General features: G+C 71.8%; 18 protein-coding genes and 1 pseudogene. 6 read left to right on the forward strand and 13 right to left on the reverse strand.

Translation table 11 applies throughout. The features are described 5' to 3' along the window. Positions 1-47: 47 nt before the first annotated feature. The 6 genes from AC068Z_RS29990 to AC068Z_RS30015 form a co-directional block, all read right to left on the reverse strand. The gene (locus AC068Z_RS29990; RefSeq protein WP_478562403.1) at positions 48-1,244 is read right to left on the reverse strand and encodes an FtsX-like permease family protein; all 1,197 of its coding nucleotides are present in this window, start codon (positions 1,242-1,244) and stop codon (positions 48-50) included. Beyond that, the gene (locus AC068Z_RS29995; protein ID WP_478562405.1) at positions 1,241-1,966 is read right to left on the reverse strand and encodes an ABC transporter ATP-binding protein; all 726 of its coding nucleotides are present in this window, start codon (positions 1,964-1,966) and stop codon (positions 1,241-1,243) included. Before AC068Z_RS29995 ends, AC068Z_RS29990 begins: the two co-directional genes overlap by 4 nt. Before the next feature lie 45 nt (positions 1,967-2,011). Continuing rightward, positions 2,012-3,580 (reverse strand): hypothetical protein, encoded by a 1,569-nt coding sequence (locus AC068Z_RS30000; RefSeq protein ID WP_478562408.1) that lies wholly within the window; start codon positions 3,578-3,580, stop codon positions 2,012-2,014. Positions 3,581-3,656: 76 nt separating this feature from the next. After that, entirely contained in the window at positions 3,657-4,121 is a 465-nt protein-coding gene (locus tag AC068Z_RS30005; RefSeq protein WP_478562411.1) for a hypothetical protein, read from the reverse strand. 238 nt (positions 4,122-4,359) lie between these two features. After that, the gene (locus AC068Z_RS30010; RefSeq protein WP_478562989.1) at positions 4,360-5,133 is read right to left on the reverse strand and encodes a nucleotidyltransferase domain-containing protein; all 774 of its coding nucleotides are present in this window, start codon (positions 5,131-5,133) and stop codon (positions 4,360-4,362) included. Beyond that, entirely contained in the window at positions 5,130-5,513 is a 384-nt protein-coding gene (locus tag AC068Z_RS30015; RefSeq protein WP_478562414.1) for a hypothetical protein, read from the reverse strand. Before AC068Z_RS30015 ends, AC068Z_RS30010 begins: the two co-directional genes overlap by 4 nt. A 41-nt stretch (positions 5,514-5,554) precedes the next feature. On the opposite strand from AC068Z_RS30015, the pseudogene AC068Z_RS30020 reads away from it, so the two are divergent. After that, a pseudogene (locus AC068Z_RS30020) lies at positions 5,555-5,695 on the forward strand (IS110 family transposase); the annotation flags it as partial. Here the strand turns inward: AC068Z_RS30020 and AC068Z_RS30025 are convergent. After that, positions 5,692-6,114 carry a hypothetical protein gene (locus AC068Z_RS30025; RefSeq protein WP_478562417.1) on the reverse strand — a complete coding sequence of 141 codons (423 nt, stop codon included), beginning with the start codon at positions 6,112-6,114 and terminating at the stop codon, positions 5,692-5,694. The pseudogene AC068Z_RS30020 and the gene AC068Z_RS30025 overlap by 4 nt on opposite strands. A 123-nt stretch (positions 6,115-6,237) precedes the next feature. Here AC068Z_RS30025 and AC068Z_RS30030 point away from each other — a divergent pair, with 123 nt between their 5' ends. From AC068Z_RS30030 to AC068Z_RS30040, 3 genes are all read left to right on the forward strand, one after another. Then, positions 6,238-6,780: a GNAT family N-acetyltransferase gene (locus AC068Z_RS30030; protein WP_478562420.1), complete on the forward strand. Its 543-nt coding sequence runs from the start codon at positions 6,238-6,240 to the stop codon at positions 6,778-6,780. Positions 6,781-6,899: 119 nt separating this feature from the next. Then, complete coding sequence (locus AC068Z_RS30035; protein WP_478562423.1) at positions 6,900-7,310, forward strand: RidA family protein; 411 nt, start codon at positions 6,900-6,902, stop codon at positions 7,308-7,310. Next, complete coding sequence (locus AC068Z_RS30040) at positions 7,307-7,807, forward strand: N-acetyltransferase family protein (protein ID WP_478562426.1); 501 nt, start codon at positions 7,307-7,309, stop codon at positions 7,805-7,807. The genes AC068Z_RS30035 and AC068Z_RS30040 overlap by 4 nt, the downstream gene beginning before the upstream one ends. On the opposite strand, the gene AC068Z_RS30045 is transcribed toward AC068Z_RS30040, so the two are convergent. Next, positions 7,746-8,432: a uracil-DNA glycosylase gene (locus tag AC068Z_RS30045; protein ID WP_478562428.1), complete on the reverse strand. Its 687-nt coding sequence runs from the start codon at positions 8,430-8,432 to the stop codon at positions 7,746-7,748. The genes AC068Z_RS30040 and AC068Z_RS30045 overlap by 62 nt on opposite strands. Positions 8,433-8,505: 73 nt before the next feature. On the opposite strand from AC068Z_RS30045, the gene AC068Z_RS30050 reads away from it, so the two are divergent. Next, entirely contained in the window at positions 8,506-8,976 is a 471-nt protein-coding gene (locus AC068Z_RS30050; protein WP_478562431.1) for an RNA-binding S4 domain-containing protein, read from the forward strand. Between the two features lie 88 nt (positions 8,977-9,064). On the opposite strand, the gene AC068Z_RS30055 is transcribed toward AC068Z_RS30050, so the two are convergent. Beyond that, positions 9,065-9,514, reverse strand: coding sequence for a DoxX family protein (locus AC068Z_RS30055; RefSeq protein WP_478562434.1), 450 nt, complete (start codon positions 9,512-9,514; stop codon positions 9,065-9,067). Between the two features lie 132 nt (positions 9,515-9,646). Further along, complete coding sequence (locus tag AC068Z_RS30060; protein WP_478562437.1) at positions 9,647-10,546, reverse strand: acyltransferase domain-containing protein; 900 nt, start codon at positions 10,544-10,546, stop codon at positions 9,647-9,649. Positions 10,547-10,613: 67 nt separating this feature from the next. Between AC068Z_RS30060 and AC068Z_RS30065 the strand changes: the two genes are divergently transcribed. Continuing rightward, positions 10,614-10,874: a DUF6343 family protein gene (locus AC068Z_RS30065; RefSeq protein ID WP_478562440.1), complete on the forward strand. Its 261-nt coding sequence runs from the start codon at positions 10,614-10,616 to the stop codon at positions 10,872-10,874. Between the two features lie 47 nt (positions 10,875-10,921). Here AC068Z_RS30065 and AC068Z_RS30070 read toward each other — a convergent pair whose 3' ends face one another. From AC068Z_RS30070 to AC068Z_RS30080, 3 genes are read right to left on the reverse strand one after another with little or no spacing between them, the layout of a single operon-like run. Beyond that, entirely contained in the window at positions 10,922-11,302 is a 381-nt protein-coding gene (locus tag AC068Z_RS30070) for a tetratricopeptide repeat protein (RefSeq protein ID WP_451724705.1), read from the reverse strand. A 50-nt stretch (positions 11,303-11,352) separates the two neighbouring features. After that, positions 11,353-11,961 (reverse strand): dephospho-CoA kinase, encoded by a 609-nt coding sequence (coaE, locus tag AC068Z_RS30075; protein ID WP_478562444.1) that lies wholly within the window; start codon positions 11,959-11,961, stop codon positions 11,353-11,355. Positions 11,962-11,991: 30 nt separating this feature from the next. Next, entirely contained in the window at positions 11,992-12,930 is a 939-nt protein-coding gene (locus tag AC068Z_RS30080; RefSeq protein ID WP_478562447.1) for a PAC2 family protein, read from the reverse strand. Positions 12,931-13,058 lie beyond the last annotated feature (128 nt).

Genomic DNA, 13,058 nt, shown 5'->3' on the forward strand with positions numbered 1-13,058 from the left:
GGCTGATTTCCCCCGTCCGTGCTGACTCGGCCGTGCCGCACCGCAGGTCAGCCGTGCTCGCGTGCCGTCAGATAGGGGTCCCGGCGGAGTGCGTCTCGGCTGCCCAGGAGGGCGCCGGTGGCCAGGCCGAGGGCGGGGAGGAGGAGGGCGGCTGTGGCCCAGGTGGGGGCGGGCAGGGCGTCCGTGACCTGGATGGGCAGGCCGAGGAGGTCACTGAGCGGGTCGGCGAGAGCGGCGGAGAGACAGGTGCCGACGATCGCTCCGACCACGCCCGCCACTCCCCCGGAGAGCACGGCCTCGCCCAGCAGGATCCGGCGCAGCTCCGGGCGCCCGGAACCGAGGATCCGCAGGATGGCGAACTGTCCGAGCCGCGCTCGCGCGCTGTCGGCCGCCCGGACCGCGCCGAGGGCGATGGCGGCAAGAGCCAGGACCAGCACACCGACGCGCATCGCGAGGTCCGCCGCGCCGAAGAGTCCCGGCAGATTGCGCACCCGGTCGGAGACCGCGGCGGCCGAGAACCCCTGGTCCTGCAGTGCCCTGGTGACGGCCGCCACCTGGTTCTGATGCTCGACCACCACGACGGCCGACTGGGCGCCTTCCCTGTCCCGGAACGTCTGCGGATCCAGACCGGCACGGGCCGCGGCGAGGAGCGCGGCGGTGTCCTCGGAGAGGTAGGCGACATCGGGACCGTCGGCCTGCCAGCTCGGGTCGTACAGGGCGACGACCCGCAACTCGATGGCGGCGGTGGTACCGGCTTCGGCCCCCGTCGCCTTCGTGTAGCCGAAACCGACCGTCCGGCCGAGCAGCGGCTCGAAGTCGGTGCCCTGCGCACGGGCGGGCAGGACGACTTCCCTCGGGCCGAGCGCCGCTGGGGCGGGGCCCTTGGTGATCGGGAGGTCGTCGCCCGGAGTCAGGGTGCGGCTGGGCATGTCGTACGTCCCGTCCTCCTCGGCGTACAACGTGGAGGAGTAGTCGGCCACGACTCTGCGGACGCCCGGCACCTGGTCCGCGTCCCGCAGCGCCGAAGAGGTGAGCGCGCGGACCGACGCGGCGCCCTCGAAAGAGGAGAGCTCGATCTGGGTGAGTCCACCCGAGCCCAGCACATCACGCTCGACGGCACCGGCTGCTCCGGCCGCGACCCCTGCTGAGGTGGTCAGCAGCGCGGCCAGCACGGTGAGCGTGGGCAGCGCTCTGCGCAGGGAACGCCCGTCGCGCTTCCAGGTGTAGAGACTCCAGCGGCTCAACGCGACTTCTCCTTGGGCGAGTCGGGCGTACGACGGGCAGGCGCGGCCGGCTCCGCACCGACGGCCGCCAGCACACCGCCGTCCAGCACGAACCGTCGGTCGCAGGTCCCGGCGACCGCGGAGTCGTGCGTCACGAGCAACACGGCCGCGCCTCGCCGGGCGCAGGAACGCAGCGCTTCCATCACCGAGGCGGCGTTCTCGGGATCGAGGCCGGAGGTGGGCTCGTCGGCGAGTACGAGCGCGGGTTGCTTCACGGCCGCGCGGGCGACGGCGACGCGCTGCCGCTGACCGCCGGAGAGCGCGGCGACCGGAGCCTCCGCCACGCGCTCGAGCCCCAGGTCGCCCAGGAGAGCGCAGGCCGCCGTGCGATGCCGGGCGAGCCGGGGTCCGAAGGCCGCGGCCACGTTCTCCCAGGCGTTGAGGAAGGTCAGCAGCCCGAGATCCTGCAGAACCATCCCGATCGACCGCTGCCGCAGGGCGTCCCGCTCCGCCGAGGACAGCAGCCCGGTGTCCGTGCCCGCCAGGCGCAGGGATCCCTCGGTCGGCGAAAGGATCAGGCCGAGTAGGGCGAGCAAGGTGCTCTTGCCGGAGCCGGAGGGGCCTTCGACGGCAGCCGTCACTCCGGCTTCGAGGATGAGATCCGCACGGATCAGTCCACCGCCGGAGGCGTAGGTGAAGGCCAGCTGCTCGGCGACGACGGCGGGCGGGGAGGCTGTGTTCATACGTCGGATGTCCTTCGGGAGGTTCAGCGGGGACGCGCGGCCGGCTCAGGCGAGGAGGTAGTACGCGGCTCTCGTCGCCTCCGCGGAGGCGGCACCGCCCGGTGAGGCCGCGTAGAGATCGGGATGCTTCGCGTCGCGGTAGGGCTCCAGCAGGCCGGGCAGGTCGTCCCACAACCGCTGCGGGACGCTCTGGTCCGAGACGAGGGCCGCCTGGACGGCATCGGAGGCGGTGATCAGGTCGCCGTCACGCAGTGCCGCGCGTGCCTCGGCGACCAGGTCGGTGCCCTCCGTCAGCCGCGCCGCCTGCTCCTCGCACCCCGCGTCCGCGAGCACGACGATGACGCGCAAGCGACGTGAGAAGAGCGCGGAGCCTTGGAGCGCCGGCGAGCCGACGGAGGTGCGCGGACAGCCGAGGCCGAACTCCGCACGGGCTGTCACGGCCCCGTACCAGCGGCGCCAGTTCTCGTCGGTCAGGGTGTGCGGCACCTGCGACTCGGCGACCGTCTCGGCCCCCTTCTCCGCTTGGGGTCCACAGCGCAGGGACAGCCGGTGACACGTCATGGCGAGCAGGACCCGATCGCCCGGATCGAGGGCCGGGTCCGAACCCATCTGTGCGAGCCGCTCCGTCAGCCATTCCGGGGCTTGCTCCTGCCGGCCACTGGCGGTCAGGGCCCGCGCGGCGGCGTAGGTGGCGGTGAGCGTACCCAACTGCACCGGGGACTTGGCGACAAGGCCGTCGGGCCGGAAGCCGACTCTCGCAGTGGCTGGTGACGGGGACGAATCGTCGGCACCCAGGACCAGCGCACGGCGCACCAGCCAGCGCGTCTGCGGGTCGGAGTCGTCCAGCCCCCGCCGCAGGCAGTCTCGCGTGTGCGACGGCAGCCGATGGCGCAGTAGGACGAGTGCGGCGCGCTGTACGGGTTCGACGCCCACGCAGTCCGCGTTCAGCAGCGATTCGGCGTCGCGCAATGCGCGGGTCGCGCGGGCACGCACGCCGACGGCCCGCAGCGCGTCCACGGCGTACAGCACCGGTACGGGCTGCGCGGTGCGAGCAGTGTCCGCAGCGAGGCGATCGACGGCCGCGCGGGGCACCTGGTCGTCGCGCCCCAGGCAGGTCAGGACGTGGAGGAAGGCCGCCCGCGTGGCCAATGAGGTGAGAGCGTCGTCCGACCTGTCCGGCTTCCTCAGATAGGCCAGCGCCTCGCTCTCGACCCGCCCGCGAAGTCCGGCCCGCTCCAGGACCACCGCCGCATCCCTGGATTCAGCGCCTGCGGTGCCTGCGGCGCCGGACAACGACAGACACACGTAATGCGCCCGCCAGGCAGGGGTGTCCAGGGTGTCGGTGCGGGCCAGATCCGCCAGCGCGTCCAGCCGCACCCTGGGCACCGACGCACCGGGGTGACGGTCCGTCGGAAGCGCCGCCTCCAGGCGTCCGTACGCGGTCGGGTACAGCGCGGGGTCCCGCCCGACATCGACACGCGAAGCACGTACGAGATCATTGCCCCCGCGCAGGGCGTGCAACTGTCGGGCAAGGTCCCCACCCGGTTGTTCGGGACGGTGCACGGGTCCGCCCCCGAACATCGAGACCCCCAGGACCGCCGCGGCGATCGTCACCCCGGCCAAGGCGAGAACAGATCTGCCACGGCCGGCACGTTCATTCAGAAGTCCGCGGTCCACGCCCATTCGCCGTTCAGTCACCGGCACAGGCCGAGGCGAAGGCCTTCACACCCGCTTTGAAGGCACCACCGTCGGAGCAGGTGGTGATGCTGGTGTTGATCGAGCCACCCGGATCTGCGATGCCGCTGATGTCGGCGATCCAGGTGTTCTTGTTGGTCCAGCGGACCTGACGGGTGTTCTCGCTGACGTACGTGCCGCTCGGGCTCAGCGATAGGGTCGCCTGCCAGCCGTTCGCCTTCACCGTGGCCGTGTTCGTGATCTTGCTGACGTTGTAGCTCTTGCCACCCTTGATGGCTTTGGTGGACGTCTTGAAGGAACACTTGTCGGCGTAGACGTTGCAGTGCCAGGCGTTCGCCTGCACCTTCGCTCCCGTGCCTGGCAGCGCGGTCGCGCCCGTGTCCGAGATGGCCATGCCCGGTACCGTCATCGCGGCCGTCAGCGTGCCGCTCAGCGCCAAGGTCAGCAGGGTCTTCTTCACTCGGTCCTCCCCGTACTCGTGGCGCGTGCGCCAACTGGGAGCCGGACTGTACTTGTTTCACAAAAGTCCGGGATCGACTGAAAAGCGACGCACGAGATGCAGACAAGCACCCGACCGCCCCCCACGGCCTCAGTGCTTGGCCCTGCGCCGCTTGCGGTGTTGATCAACCGGAGTTCTGTGCGGACCGCCTCCCGGCCGCCGAGGAAGTCGTGTTCCGGCCACCCGAAGTGGCACGACTTCACACCTGAGTGTGACGAGTACGGTGACCCGCGATGCGAGTCTCCACCTCCGTGACGGCGCTGACCAGCACCGCCGGATCCGCGCTCAGCTCCCCCACGATCCCGTCGATCTCCCGCAGTCCGGCCCGCTCCAGCAACCGCTTCTCGTTCGTCACCCACTCCCCCCGTCCCGCCAGCACTCCGTGCGCGCCCTGGGCGGCGGCCGTCGCGATGGCTCCGGCGACCTCGGTGAGGCGGCCCGCCGGAGCATGGGCGGCCTTGGCGTAGGCGAGGGTGGCCCGGGCGGTGCCGAGCCAGCGTTCGGCGGCCGACTCGCGCAGCTTCTCCGGGTAGACCGCCGGCCGGGGCAGTTCCCCCCGCAGGGTTCGGTTGATCGCCAGTTCCGCCACCAGCAAGTACGTGGGGATCCCGGCCAGGTGGAAGAGGAGGGGCTCCACTCGGAAGCGGCCCTGTTCGGACTCCGTCAGTTCGTGTTCCACGACGTCGAGGTCGCGGTAGTGGACGTCCACGCGGTGGCCGTCGACGGTCAGCCAGGCGCCGCCGTTGAAGACTCCGCCGCCCCAGCCGCCCACCTCGGAGACCTCTCCCTCCCAGCCCAGGGCGCGGAGGTCGGCGGGGTCGAAGGGGCCTCGGTAGTAGATCGCCAAGTCCCAGTCGCTGTCGGGGCGTTCGGTGCCCTGGGCTCGGGAGCCGCCCAGGGCGACCGCCCGGACCGTGGGGAGGGCGGCCAGGCGGTCGGCGACGGTGGCGAGGAAGTCGGGCACCGGGGTCAGGCCTCCCAGAGGTCGCGGTGGCGATGTCGGGTGGGTGGGTGGTCCAGGGTCTCGGCCGCCGTGTGGAGGGAGTCCGCAGAAGTGGCGCGCAGGTGGTGCAGGGCTCCCACCCGGAAGGCCTGGAGGGCCGCCCTGGCCCTCTTCTCGTACGGGCTCGTCCACCGCTCGCCCAGGCCACGGGGGTAGGTGTAAGCGGCGAACGCCCGGACCACGCGCTCGGGCCTCGGGCGGCGGCCCTCTCGCCTCGCCCGCGACAACTCCGCCCGCGAATAGCGGAGTTCGGCCAGCGCATGTGCCGTGCACGGGCCCGCCGTACCGTACGGCCAGTAGGCCGGCGCCGTGCGGTGGCGGTTCGGGGTGTGGTGGACGGTGCGTGACATGGCTGTTGTCGAGGGTGGCGGGTGGCGGGGGGGTTGTCGAGCGGTTAATCGCGCAGGGCAAGCACCACACCCAGGCCCTGCCCTGCCTCGTCAGGCGACGTGCCTACGTCCTCTTCGCCATGCTTCGGGACGGCACCTTCTACGAACCGCAGCCTGTTCGGGCGGCCACTCCGCAGACCTAGACCATGGTCAGGAGGTGATCCGTGGGCCCGTAGTCGATCTTCCAGTCGGCATAGACCCCGACGGCGCCGTCCTTCTGGCACCGCAGCCCAACAGTCACCCAGCGAACCAACCCGTCGTCGGCAAGGGAGAACGCGACTGCCGTCTCGAACTCCTCACCACCGCACGGACAGCAGGCCTCGCCCGGGTCCGCGTCCTCCCAGAACTCCTCGCTGTCTGCGATGAGCGCACGGCTGCCGCACCCAGCGCACACCCGCTCGGCCCCGCCCTCGACATCGTCAACGAGCACGCAGAACACACGCCCGCCGCACCCGCCACAGACCGAAGGAACGATCTTCACCGGACGGCCGTCGTCAGCGTTCCGCAGAAACGCCGCGAGCTCAGCAGAGACACCCTCGCCAACCTGGTCATCAGCATGCACAGGCACATCGTTCCAGACGCCCGAACCAACACCCTTCCACCTTGACCGAGGAGATAGGGGCACCCCCCGAGGCCGGCTTCAAATCGGTTGCCGTGGGGCGAACCGGTCGGATAGGAAGCTCGCATGCTCAGGGGCGACAAGGTCGGGCTGCGGGCTCGGCACGAGGACGACATCCCGGTCCTGCGGGCCGAGCTCTACGACGACGTGGCCAACTCCGCGCGCGCGGAGAGCGGGCCGTGGCGGCCGATCACGCCCGGCTCGAAGGACCCCCGGCTCGTGGTGGACGACAAGGAGCAGGGACACGTCCAGTTCTCCGTGGTGGAGTTGGCGGGCGGCACGCTGATCGGCGCCGCGACGCTGTGGGGCATCGACCACCACAACCGGGCCGCGCACATCGGCCTCGGTCTGTTGCCGTCCTGCCGCGGCAAGGGCTACGGCACCGACGTGGTCGCGGTGCTGTGCCACTACGGTTTCGACGTGCGCGGCCTGCACCGGATACAGATCGAGACCCTGTCGGACAACCACGCCATGCTGCGCTCCGCCGAGCGCAACGGATTCGTCCGCGAGGGCGTCCTGCGCTCCTCGGCCTGGGTGATGGGCGAGTTCCTGGACGAGGTGCTGCTCGGGCTGCTCGCCCAGGACTGGAAGGCCGGCTCGAAGCGGTAGGACGCGGTAGGACACGGTGAGCCGGCGGGCCGACTGCGCCGGGCGGGAAAATCGGATGCGGTGTCGATCACCGCGCCACGAAGATCAGTGGGTTGTCCGCCGTCACTCCGGGAGCCGCCGTGATCCAGCGTGTCACCACCCCCGCCCTCTTCCCGCCCCCCACCTACTCGCACGCCTCCGTCGTCGAGGCCGGCACCAAGCTCGCCTTCCTCGCCGGAGCCGTGCCGCTCGACGCCGAGGGGAAGATCGTCGGTGAGGGGGACCCCGTACGGCAGGCCGAGCAGGTGATCGCCAACCTGACCGAGCAACTGGCCGCCGTGGGAAGTGACTTGGCGCATGTTCTCGCCACCGACGTGTACGTCGTCAGCAGCGAACCCGCCGTACTGTCCACCGTGTGGGAGGTCGTCGAGGCGTCCGGCCTGAGCAGCGGGCCGCATTCGTCCACGCTCCTCGGGGTCGCCTGCCTGGGATACACCGGCCAGCTGGTGGAGATCACGGCCACCGCGGTCGTCCCGGAGGAAGCCCGGTGACCACCCTGCGCAGAGCCACGGCCGCCGACGCCTCCGCCGCCGCGGACGTCTGGCTGCGGTCCTTCTCCGCCGCTCTCCCGACCGTCGCACGACCCCACTCCGACGAGGAAGTCCGGGACTACTTCCGGGAGTTCGTCGTCCCGCGCCAGGAGACCTGGGTCGCCGAGGCGGAGGGCGCGCTGGTCGGCGTCATGGTCCTGCACGGCGAGCTGCTCTCCCAGCTCTACCTCGCACCTCAGTGGCGCGGACGCGGCCTCGGCGACCGGTTCGTCCGGCTCGCCAAGGAGCGCAGCCCGCAGGGGCTGAACCTGTGGACCTTCCAGGTCAACAAGCCCGCCCACCGCTTCTACGAACGCCATGGCTTCGTCCCTGCCGAGCGGACCGACGGCAGCACCAACGAGGAGCGGGAACCGGACGTGCGGTACGTCTGGACTCCTAGAGCAGCCCTGCCTCCCGGGCGGCCCTCCGCAGCACCTCCCGGAGCATCTCGGGGGTGAGCCGGCCGGTGAAGGTGTTGCGCTGGCTGACGTGGAAGCAGCCGTGGAGGCCGAGGCCGTCGAGCGGGACCCGGACCCCGTGCGCGAAGACCGGCCGGGGCCGCGGGATCGTCCAGCCCGCCTCCGCCAGCGCGGGCAGCGTCGCCTGCCAGCCGAAGGCGCCGAGCACCACGACCGACCGCAGTCCGGGCCGCAGCAGCCGCAGCTCCCGCACCAGCCAGGGCCGGCAGGTGTCGCGCTCGCCGGGGGTGGGCTTGTTGGCGGGCGGGGCGCAGTGCACGGGCGAGGTGACGCGCACGCCGTGCAGCTCCAGACCGTCGTCCACGGCGACCGCGGTGGGCTGCGAGGCGAGCCCGACGTCGTACAGCGCCTGGTACAGCACGTCACCGGAGCGGTCCCCGGTGAACATGCGTCCGGTGCGGTTGCCGCCGTGCGCGGCCGGGGCGAGCCCGACGATCAGCAGCCGGGCGTCGGAGGGTCCGAACCCCGGCACCGGGCGCCCCCAATAGGTCTCCCCGGCGAAGGCCGCCCGCTTGGTACGGGCCACCTCCTCCCGCCACTCGACCAGCCGGGGACAGGCCCGGCAGCCCGAGATCCGGCGGTCCAGCGCGAGAAGGGGGTCCATGCCTCCACGGTAAGGCGCGGCCCCGCCGAAAAGCCCGGGCCGCCTCCCGGGCGCAGGAGCTAAGGTCGGGAACATGGCTTCTGAGGGTGACGAACAGCAGGGCGGCGACAAGGCCGCTGCGGCCGCCGCCGAGGCTGCCGCGCCGCAGGCCGGGGAGAGCGTCCGCATCGACAGCTGGATCTGGGCGGTACGGCTGATCAAGACCCGTTCGCTGGGTTCCGCCGCCTGCAAGGGCGGCCATGTCCGGGTGAACGGCGAGCGCGTCAAGCCCGCGTACTCCGTGCGCGTCGGCGACGAGGTACGGCTGCGGCACGAGGGCCGGGAGCGGATCGTCGTGGTCAAGCGGCTGATCCGCAAGCGCGTCGGCGCCCCGGTCGCCGTCCAGTGCTACGTCGACAACTCCCCGCCGCCCCCGCCCCGCGAGGCCGTCGCCCCGATCGGCATCCGTGACCGCGGCACCGGCCGCCCGACCAAGCGGGACCGCCGCGACCTGGAGCGGCTGCGCGCCATGGAGAAGGGCAGCAGCGGCCCCGCGGTGCGCTGACCTCGTCGGACGTACGGCAGCGGCCGCGCCCGAAGCCGGGCCCTGAAGCCCGTCGGACGCAGCCGTCGCCGTACGTACGCACGTCGTGTCATGCCCGGCGCCGCACCAGCCGCAGCAGCTCCGCGTTCCGGCCGCGTCGCGCCCAGGCGATGAGGGCGAGCGGGACGATCAGGATGAGCGGCGTCGCCGCGTTCTCCCCGTCGAAGACAAAGAGCTGGACGACGAACGCCCCGACCATCAGCCCGCTCAGCGCGATCCCCGCAACCGACTGCAGCACCGGGATCAACAGGGCCACGGCACCGGCGAGTTCGAGGGCTCCGATGGTGTACATGCCCGCGCTGCCCCAGCCCATCTCGTCGAAGATGTCGACGGCCGAGGAGTGCGCGATCAGCTTCGGCAACGCGCTGGCCACCGCGAAGAACACCGCGAGGACGATCTGGAGCCCGCGCAGCGCGATCCGGGCGCGCCGCCCACGCGTGGTCGCGGACTCGGCGATGACGGGGAGGGAAGCGGGGGCGGGAGCGGTGGTCTCGGACATGGGGCTCTCCTGTGTACGGCGTCGGTGTCGCTGTCGGTCGCTGTCACGGGGATAGACCGTGGACCCGCGCGAAACTCATCGCCGTACGAGGGAAGTTGGCCGCCGCATCACGGAAACGGGAGCCACCCGTGATCACCGGAGCGGAAACCACCCGTGCCCGATGTACCAGTGACCGCCCGTCCGCAGATGGTCACCCACCGCACGCTCCACCGCCGTACGCCTGGGCAGGCCCTCGACCGGCAGACCGGGGTCGCCGAACACGAACTGCACCGGCTCGGTGTCGGCCTCCTCGCCGTCCTCCCACGCCGGCCGGAACCGCTCCTGGAAGCGGACGATGTTGGAATCGGCCGGCAGGTACTCCCTGAGCTGCGGATCGAGCAGCCAGGAGTGGCACAGCACGGCCTCGTGCCGCTCCTCGGGAAAGTGCCGCGCGAAGAACTCCCGGGCCAGCGCCAGGGACCGGTCGCAGGCGGCCGGGGTCAGCGGCCCGTGGAAGTCGGGGATGTGGAGATCGAGGCTCGGGGCCGCCGGGTCGAGACCGGCCTCGGCGAGCGCCCGCCCGGCGCGCGTCCCCGGCCGGCCGCGCTCGAACTGCAGCCGCCCCAGCTGGTAGAGCTCCCCGCGGAAGTGGTGGTACAGCCAGCCCGGGGACTGCACCCCCGCGCAGCCGTACCGCCGGCGGTGGACGGCGATGTGCCGGCCGAGGTCGGCGAGGGTGCGCCGGGACACCTCGGCGGGGATGCCCCGCTCGCGGTGGTACGCGCGCGTGTACGGCAGGGCCGCGAGCAGCACGTACACCGGGAAGCAGCGCCGCATGGGCCCCGCGGGCCAGTCCAGCTCGGGCACCTCGACCCGCGTGCCCACCTGGCCCATGTCCCGGACCAGCTCCTCGACGGAGGTCTCCAGGACCTGCCGTAGCTCCGGGTCGTCGAGGACCCGGCGGCGCATCCGGACGAGCGGCCCGATGTCCTCGTGGGGCACGGCGAGGTCGATCAGGATCTCCGGCAGATCGTCGTCATCCGGCAACGGCACGGCACACACCCCCACTTTGTGAACGCACGGTCGAAGAGTACGTTCCGAAGGAGGAGTGGTGATCCGGATGCGTACGGGCAGTGAACCCACGACCGCGCGCAGTGCTCTGCGCACGCGGTTCTGGCTGAGTGTGTGGGGGCTGGTCTGGGCGGTTCTCGGCACGGCGGCGTTCGCGGTGGCCGGTCGCACGGGGTGGGCCGTGGCCTGCGGGGTCCTGGCGGTCGTCGTCGCCGTGGACATGTTCTTCATCGTCCGGCACATCCGCCAGGGCCCGCACTACCAGCCGGGCCCCGACGTGCCGCCGTACCGGCCCCCGGACGGCCCCTAGGAACTTGGCGGATCAGGAGTCGAACCGCGGCCCTCATGTACCGCGGGTCAGGAGTCGAACCGCGCGGCCTTCATGTACTGCGGGTTGGGGTCCAGCGCCGCCGCCAGCCGGAAGTGGCGGACCGCCTGCTCGTCGCGCCCCTGCCGCTCATAGGTGCGGGCGAGCGCGAAGTGCGCGAAGGCGTTGTCCGGCTCCCGCTCCAGGACGATGGTGAACTCCAGCTCGGCGGGCCGCAGTTGCGCTGCCGCGAAGAAGGCACGCGCGCGAAGCAGCCGGGCGGCGGTGTTCTCGGGGTGGGCGGCGATGACACCGTCGAGCAGTTTCACCGCGCCCCGCGGGTCCCGTGCGGCGAGCAGATGCTCGGCGGCACGGAAGTCGATGACATGCGTCTCCGGAGTACGTCCGGTCGAACCGCTGGTCTCGGGCACGGCAGAGTCCTTCCCTCACTGCAGGGCTTCAACGCCCCGACGAGGGGCCGCTATTCCTGGGACGCGTGGGCCCTGCCCCGCAGTTCGTCCCAGACCTCCCGCACCCGCCGCCGCAGCTCTTCGAGCGGTACGTCGTTGTCGATGACGATGTCGGCGATCTCCCGGCGCTTCTCACGCGTGGCCTGAGCCGCCATCCGCGCGCGGGCGTCGGCCTCGCTCATCCCGCGCAGCCGCACCAGCCGGTCGAGCTGGGTCTCGGTGCTCGCGTCGACGACGACCACGACGTCGTACAGAGGCGCCAGTCCGTTCTCCGTCAGCAGCGGAACGTCGTGCACCACCACGGCGTCCTCGGCGGCCGCCTGCTCCAACTCCCGGGAGCGGGCGCCGACCAGGGGGTGCACGATCGAGTTGAGCACGGCGAGCCTGTCCGGGTCGGCGAAGACGATGGAGCCCAGCCTGGGCCGGTCCAGGCTCCCGTCCGCCGCGAGGACGTCGGCGCCGAAGGCGTCCACGACCGCGGCGAGTCCGGGCGTGCCCGGCGCCACGACCTCCCGCGCGATGCGGTCCGCGTCGATCAGCACGGCCCCGCACGCGACGAGGAGTCGCGACACCTCACTCTTGCCGGCCCCGATGCCGCCGGTCAGGCCTACTTTCAGCATGCGCCGAGGATAGAGCCTGCCGTGCTCGCGTCAGTTGTCGCCTTCCCGCTCCGCCAGGAACCGCTCGAACTCGAGCCCGATCTCGTCCGCCGACGGGATGTCGACCGGCTCGGCGAGCATGTTGCCCCGCGTCTCCGCTCCCGCCGCCGCGTCGTACTGGTGCTCCAGGCCCTGGACCAGGGCCACCAGGTCCTCGTCGCCCTCCTGGATCTGGCGGTCGATCTCGGTCTGGGTGCGGTGGGCGTCGGTGCGCAGGGCGTGGGCGATGCCCGGGAGGACCAGGCCGGTGGCGGCCGTGATGGCCTCCAGGACGGTCAGGGCGGCGTCGGGGTAGGGCGAGCGGGCGATGTAGTGCGGCACGTGCGCGGCGACGCCGAGGACCTCGTGCCCGGCCTCCATCAGGCGGTACTCCAGCAGCGACTCGGCGCTGCCCGGCACCTGGGCCTCGTCGAACGGGCTGCGGTGGCCCGGGACCAGGTCGGTGCGGTTGCCGTGCGGGGTGAGGCCGACGGGCCGGGTGTGCGGGACGCCCATGGGGATGCCGTGGAAGTTCACGGACAGCCGGACGCCGAGCCGTTCCACGATCTGCTGGACGGCGGCGGCGAAGCGCTCCCACTCCACGTCCGGCTCGGGTCCGGAGAGCAGCAGGAAGGGGGCGCCGGTGGCGTCCTGGACGAGCCGTACCTCGATGGCCGGCACCTCGTAGTCGGCCCAGCGGTCGCGCTTGAACGTCAGCAGCGGGCGGCGCGCCCGGTAGTCCACGAGCCGGTCGTGGTCGAAGCGGGCGACGAGTTGGTGGGGCAGCGAGTCGAGCAGCCGGTCGACGATCTGGTCGCCGGTCTCGCCCGCGTCGATGTATCCGTCGAAGTGGTAGAGCATGACAAGGCCGGCCGACTCCTGGGCGAGCGCCATGTCGACGACGGCCAGGCCCTTCGGCTCCCATGCGTACAAACCCTGCGGATCAAGCACAGTGACCGCTCCTCCTCGTGTTCATACGTGACAACGCGGAGGGGATCAGGGCCATTCCCCGGATCATGAAACGGGGGAGGATCAACTCCGCCAGGGGCGCGGGGAACTGCCGAAGGACGGCATGCCAA

Source organism: Streptomyces sp. NPDC043726, from assembly GCF_056436565.1.

What these genes read in the sequence shown, in the direction of transcription:
- AC068Z_RS30050 (WP_478562431.1), top strand. Translation starts at nt 8,506, where the DNA reads ATGGCTTCTGAGGGTGACGAACAGCAGGGCGGCGACAAGGCCGCTGCG.
- AC068Z_RS30045 (WP_478562428.1), bottom strand. Translation starts at nt 8,432, where the DNA reads ATGGACCCCCTTCTCGCGCTGGACCGCCGGATCTCGGGCTGCCGGGCC.
- coaE (WP_478562444.1), bottom strand. Translation starts at nt 11,961, where the DNA reads ATGCTGAAAGTAGGCCTGACCGGCGGCATCGGGGCCGGCAAGAGTGAG.
- AC068Z_RS29995 (WP_478562405.1), bottom strand. Translation starts at nt 1,966, where the DNA reads ATGAACACAGCCTCCCCGCCCGCCGTCGTCGCCGAGCAGCTGGCCTTC.
- AC068Z_RS30065 (WP_478562440.1), top strand. Translation starts at nt 10,614, where the DNA reads ATGCGTACGGGCAGTGAACCCACGACCGCGCGCAGTGCTCTGCGCACG.
- AC068Z_RS30055 (WP_478562434.1), bottom strand. Translation starts at nt 9,514, where the DNA reads ATGTCCGAGACCACCGCTCCCGCCCCCGCTTCCCTCCCCGTCATCGCC.
- AC068Z_RS30015 (WP_478562414.1), bottom strand. Translation starts at nt 5,513, where the DNA reads ATGTCACGCACCGTCCACCACACCCCGAACCGCCACCGCACGGCGCCG.
- AC068Z_RS30030 (WP_478562420.1), top strand. Translation starts at nt 6,238, where the DNA reads ATGCTCAGGGGCGACAAGGTCGGGCTGCGGGCTCGGCACGAGGACGAC.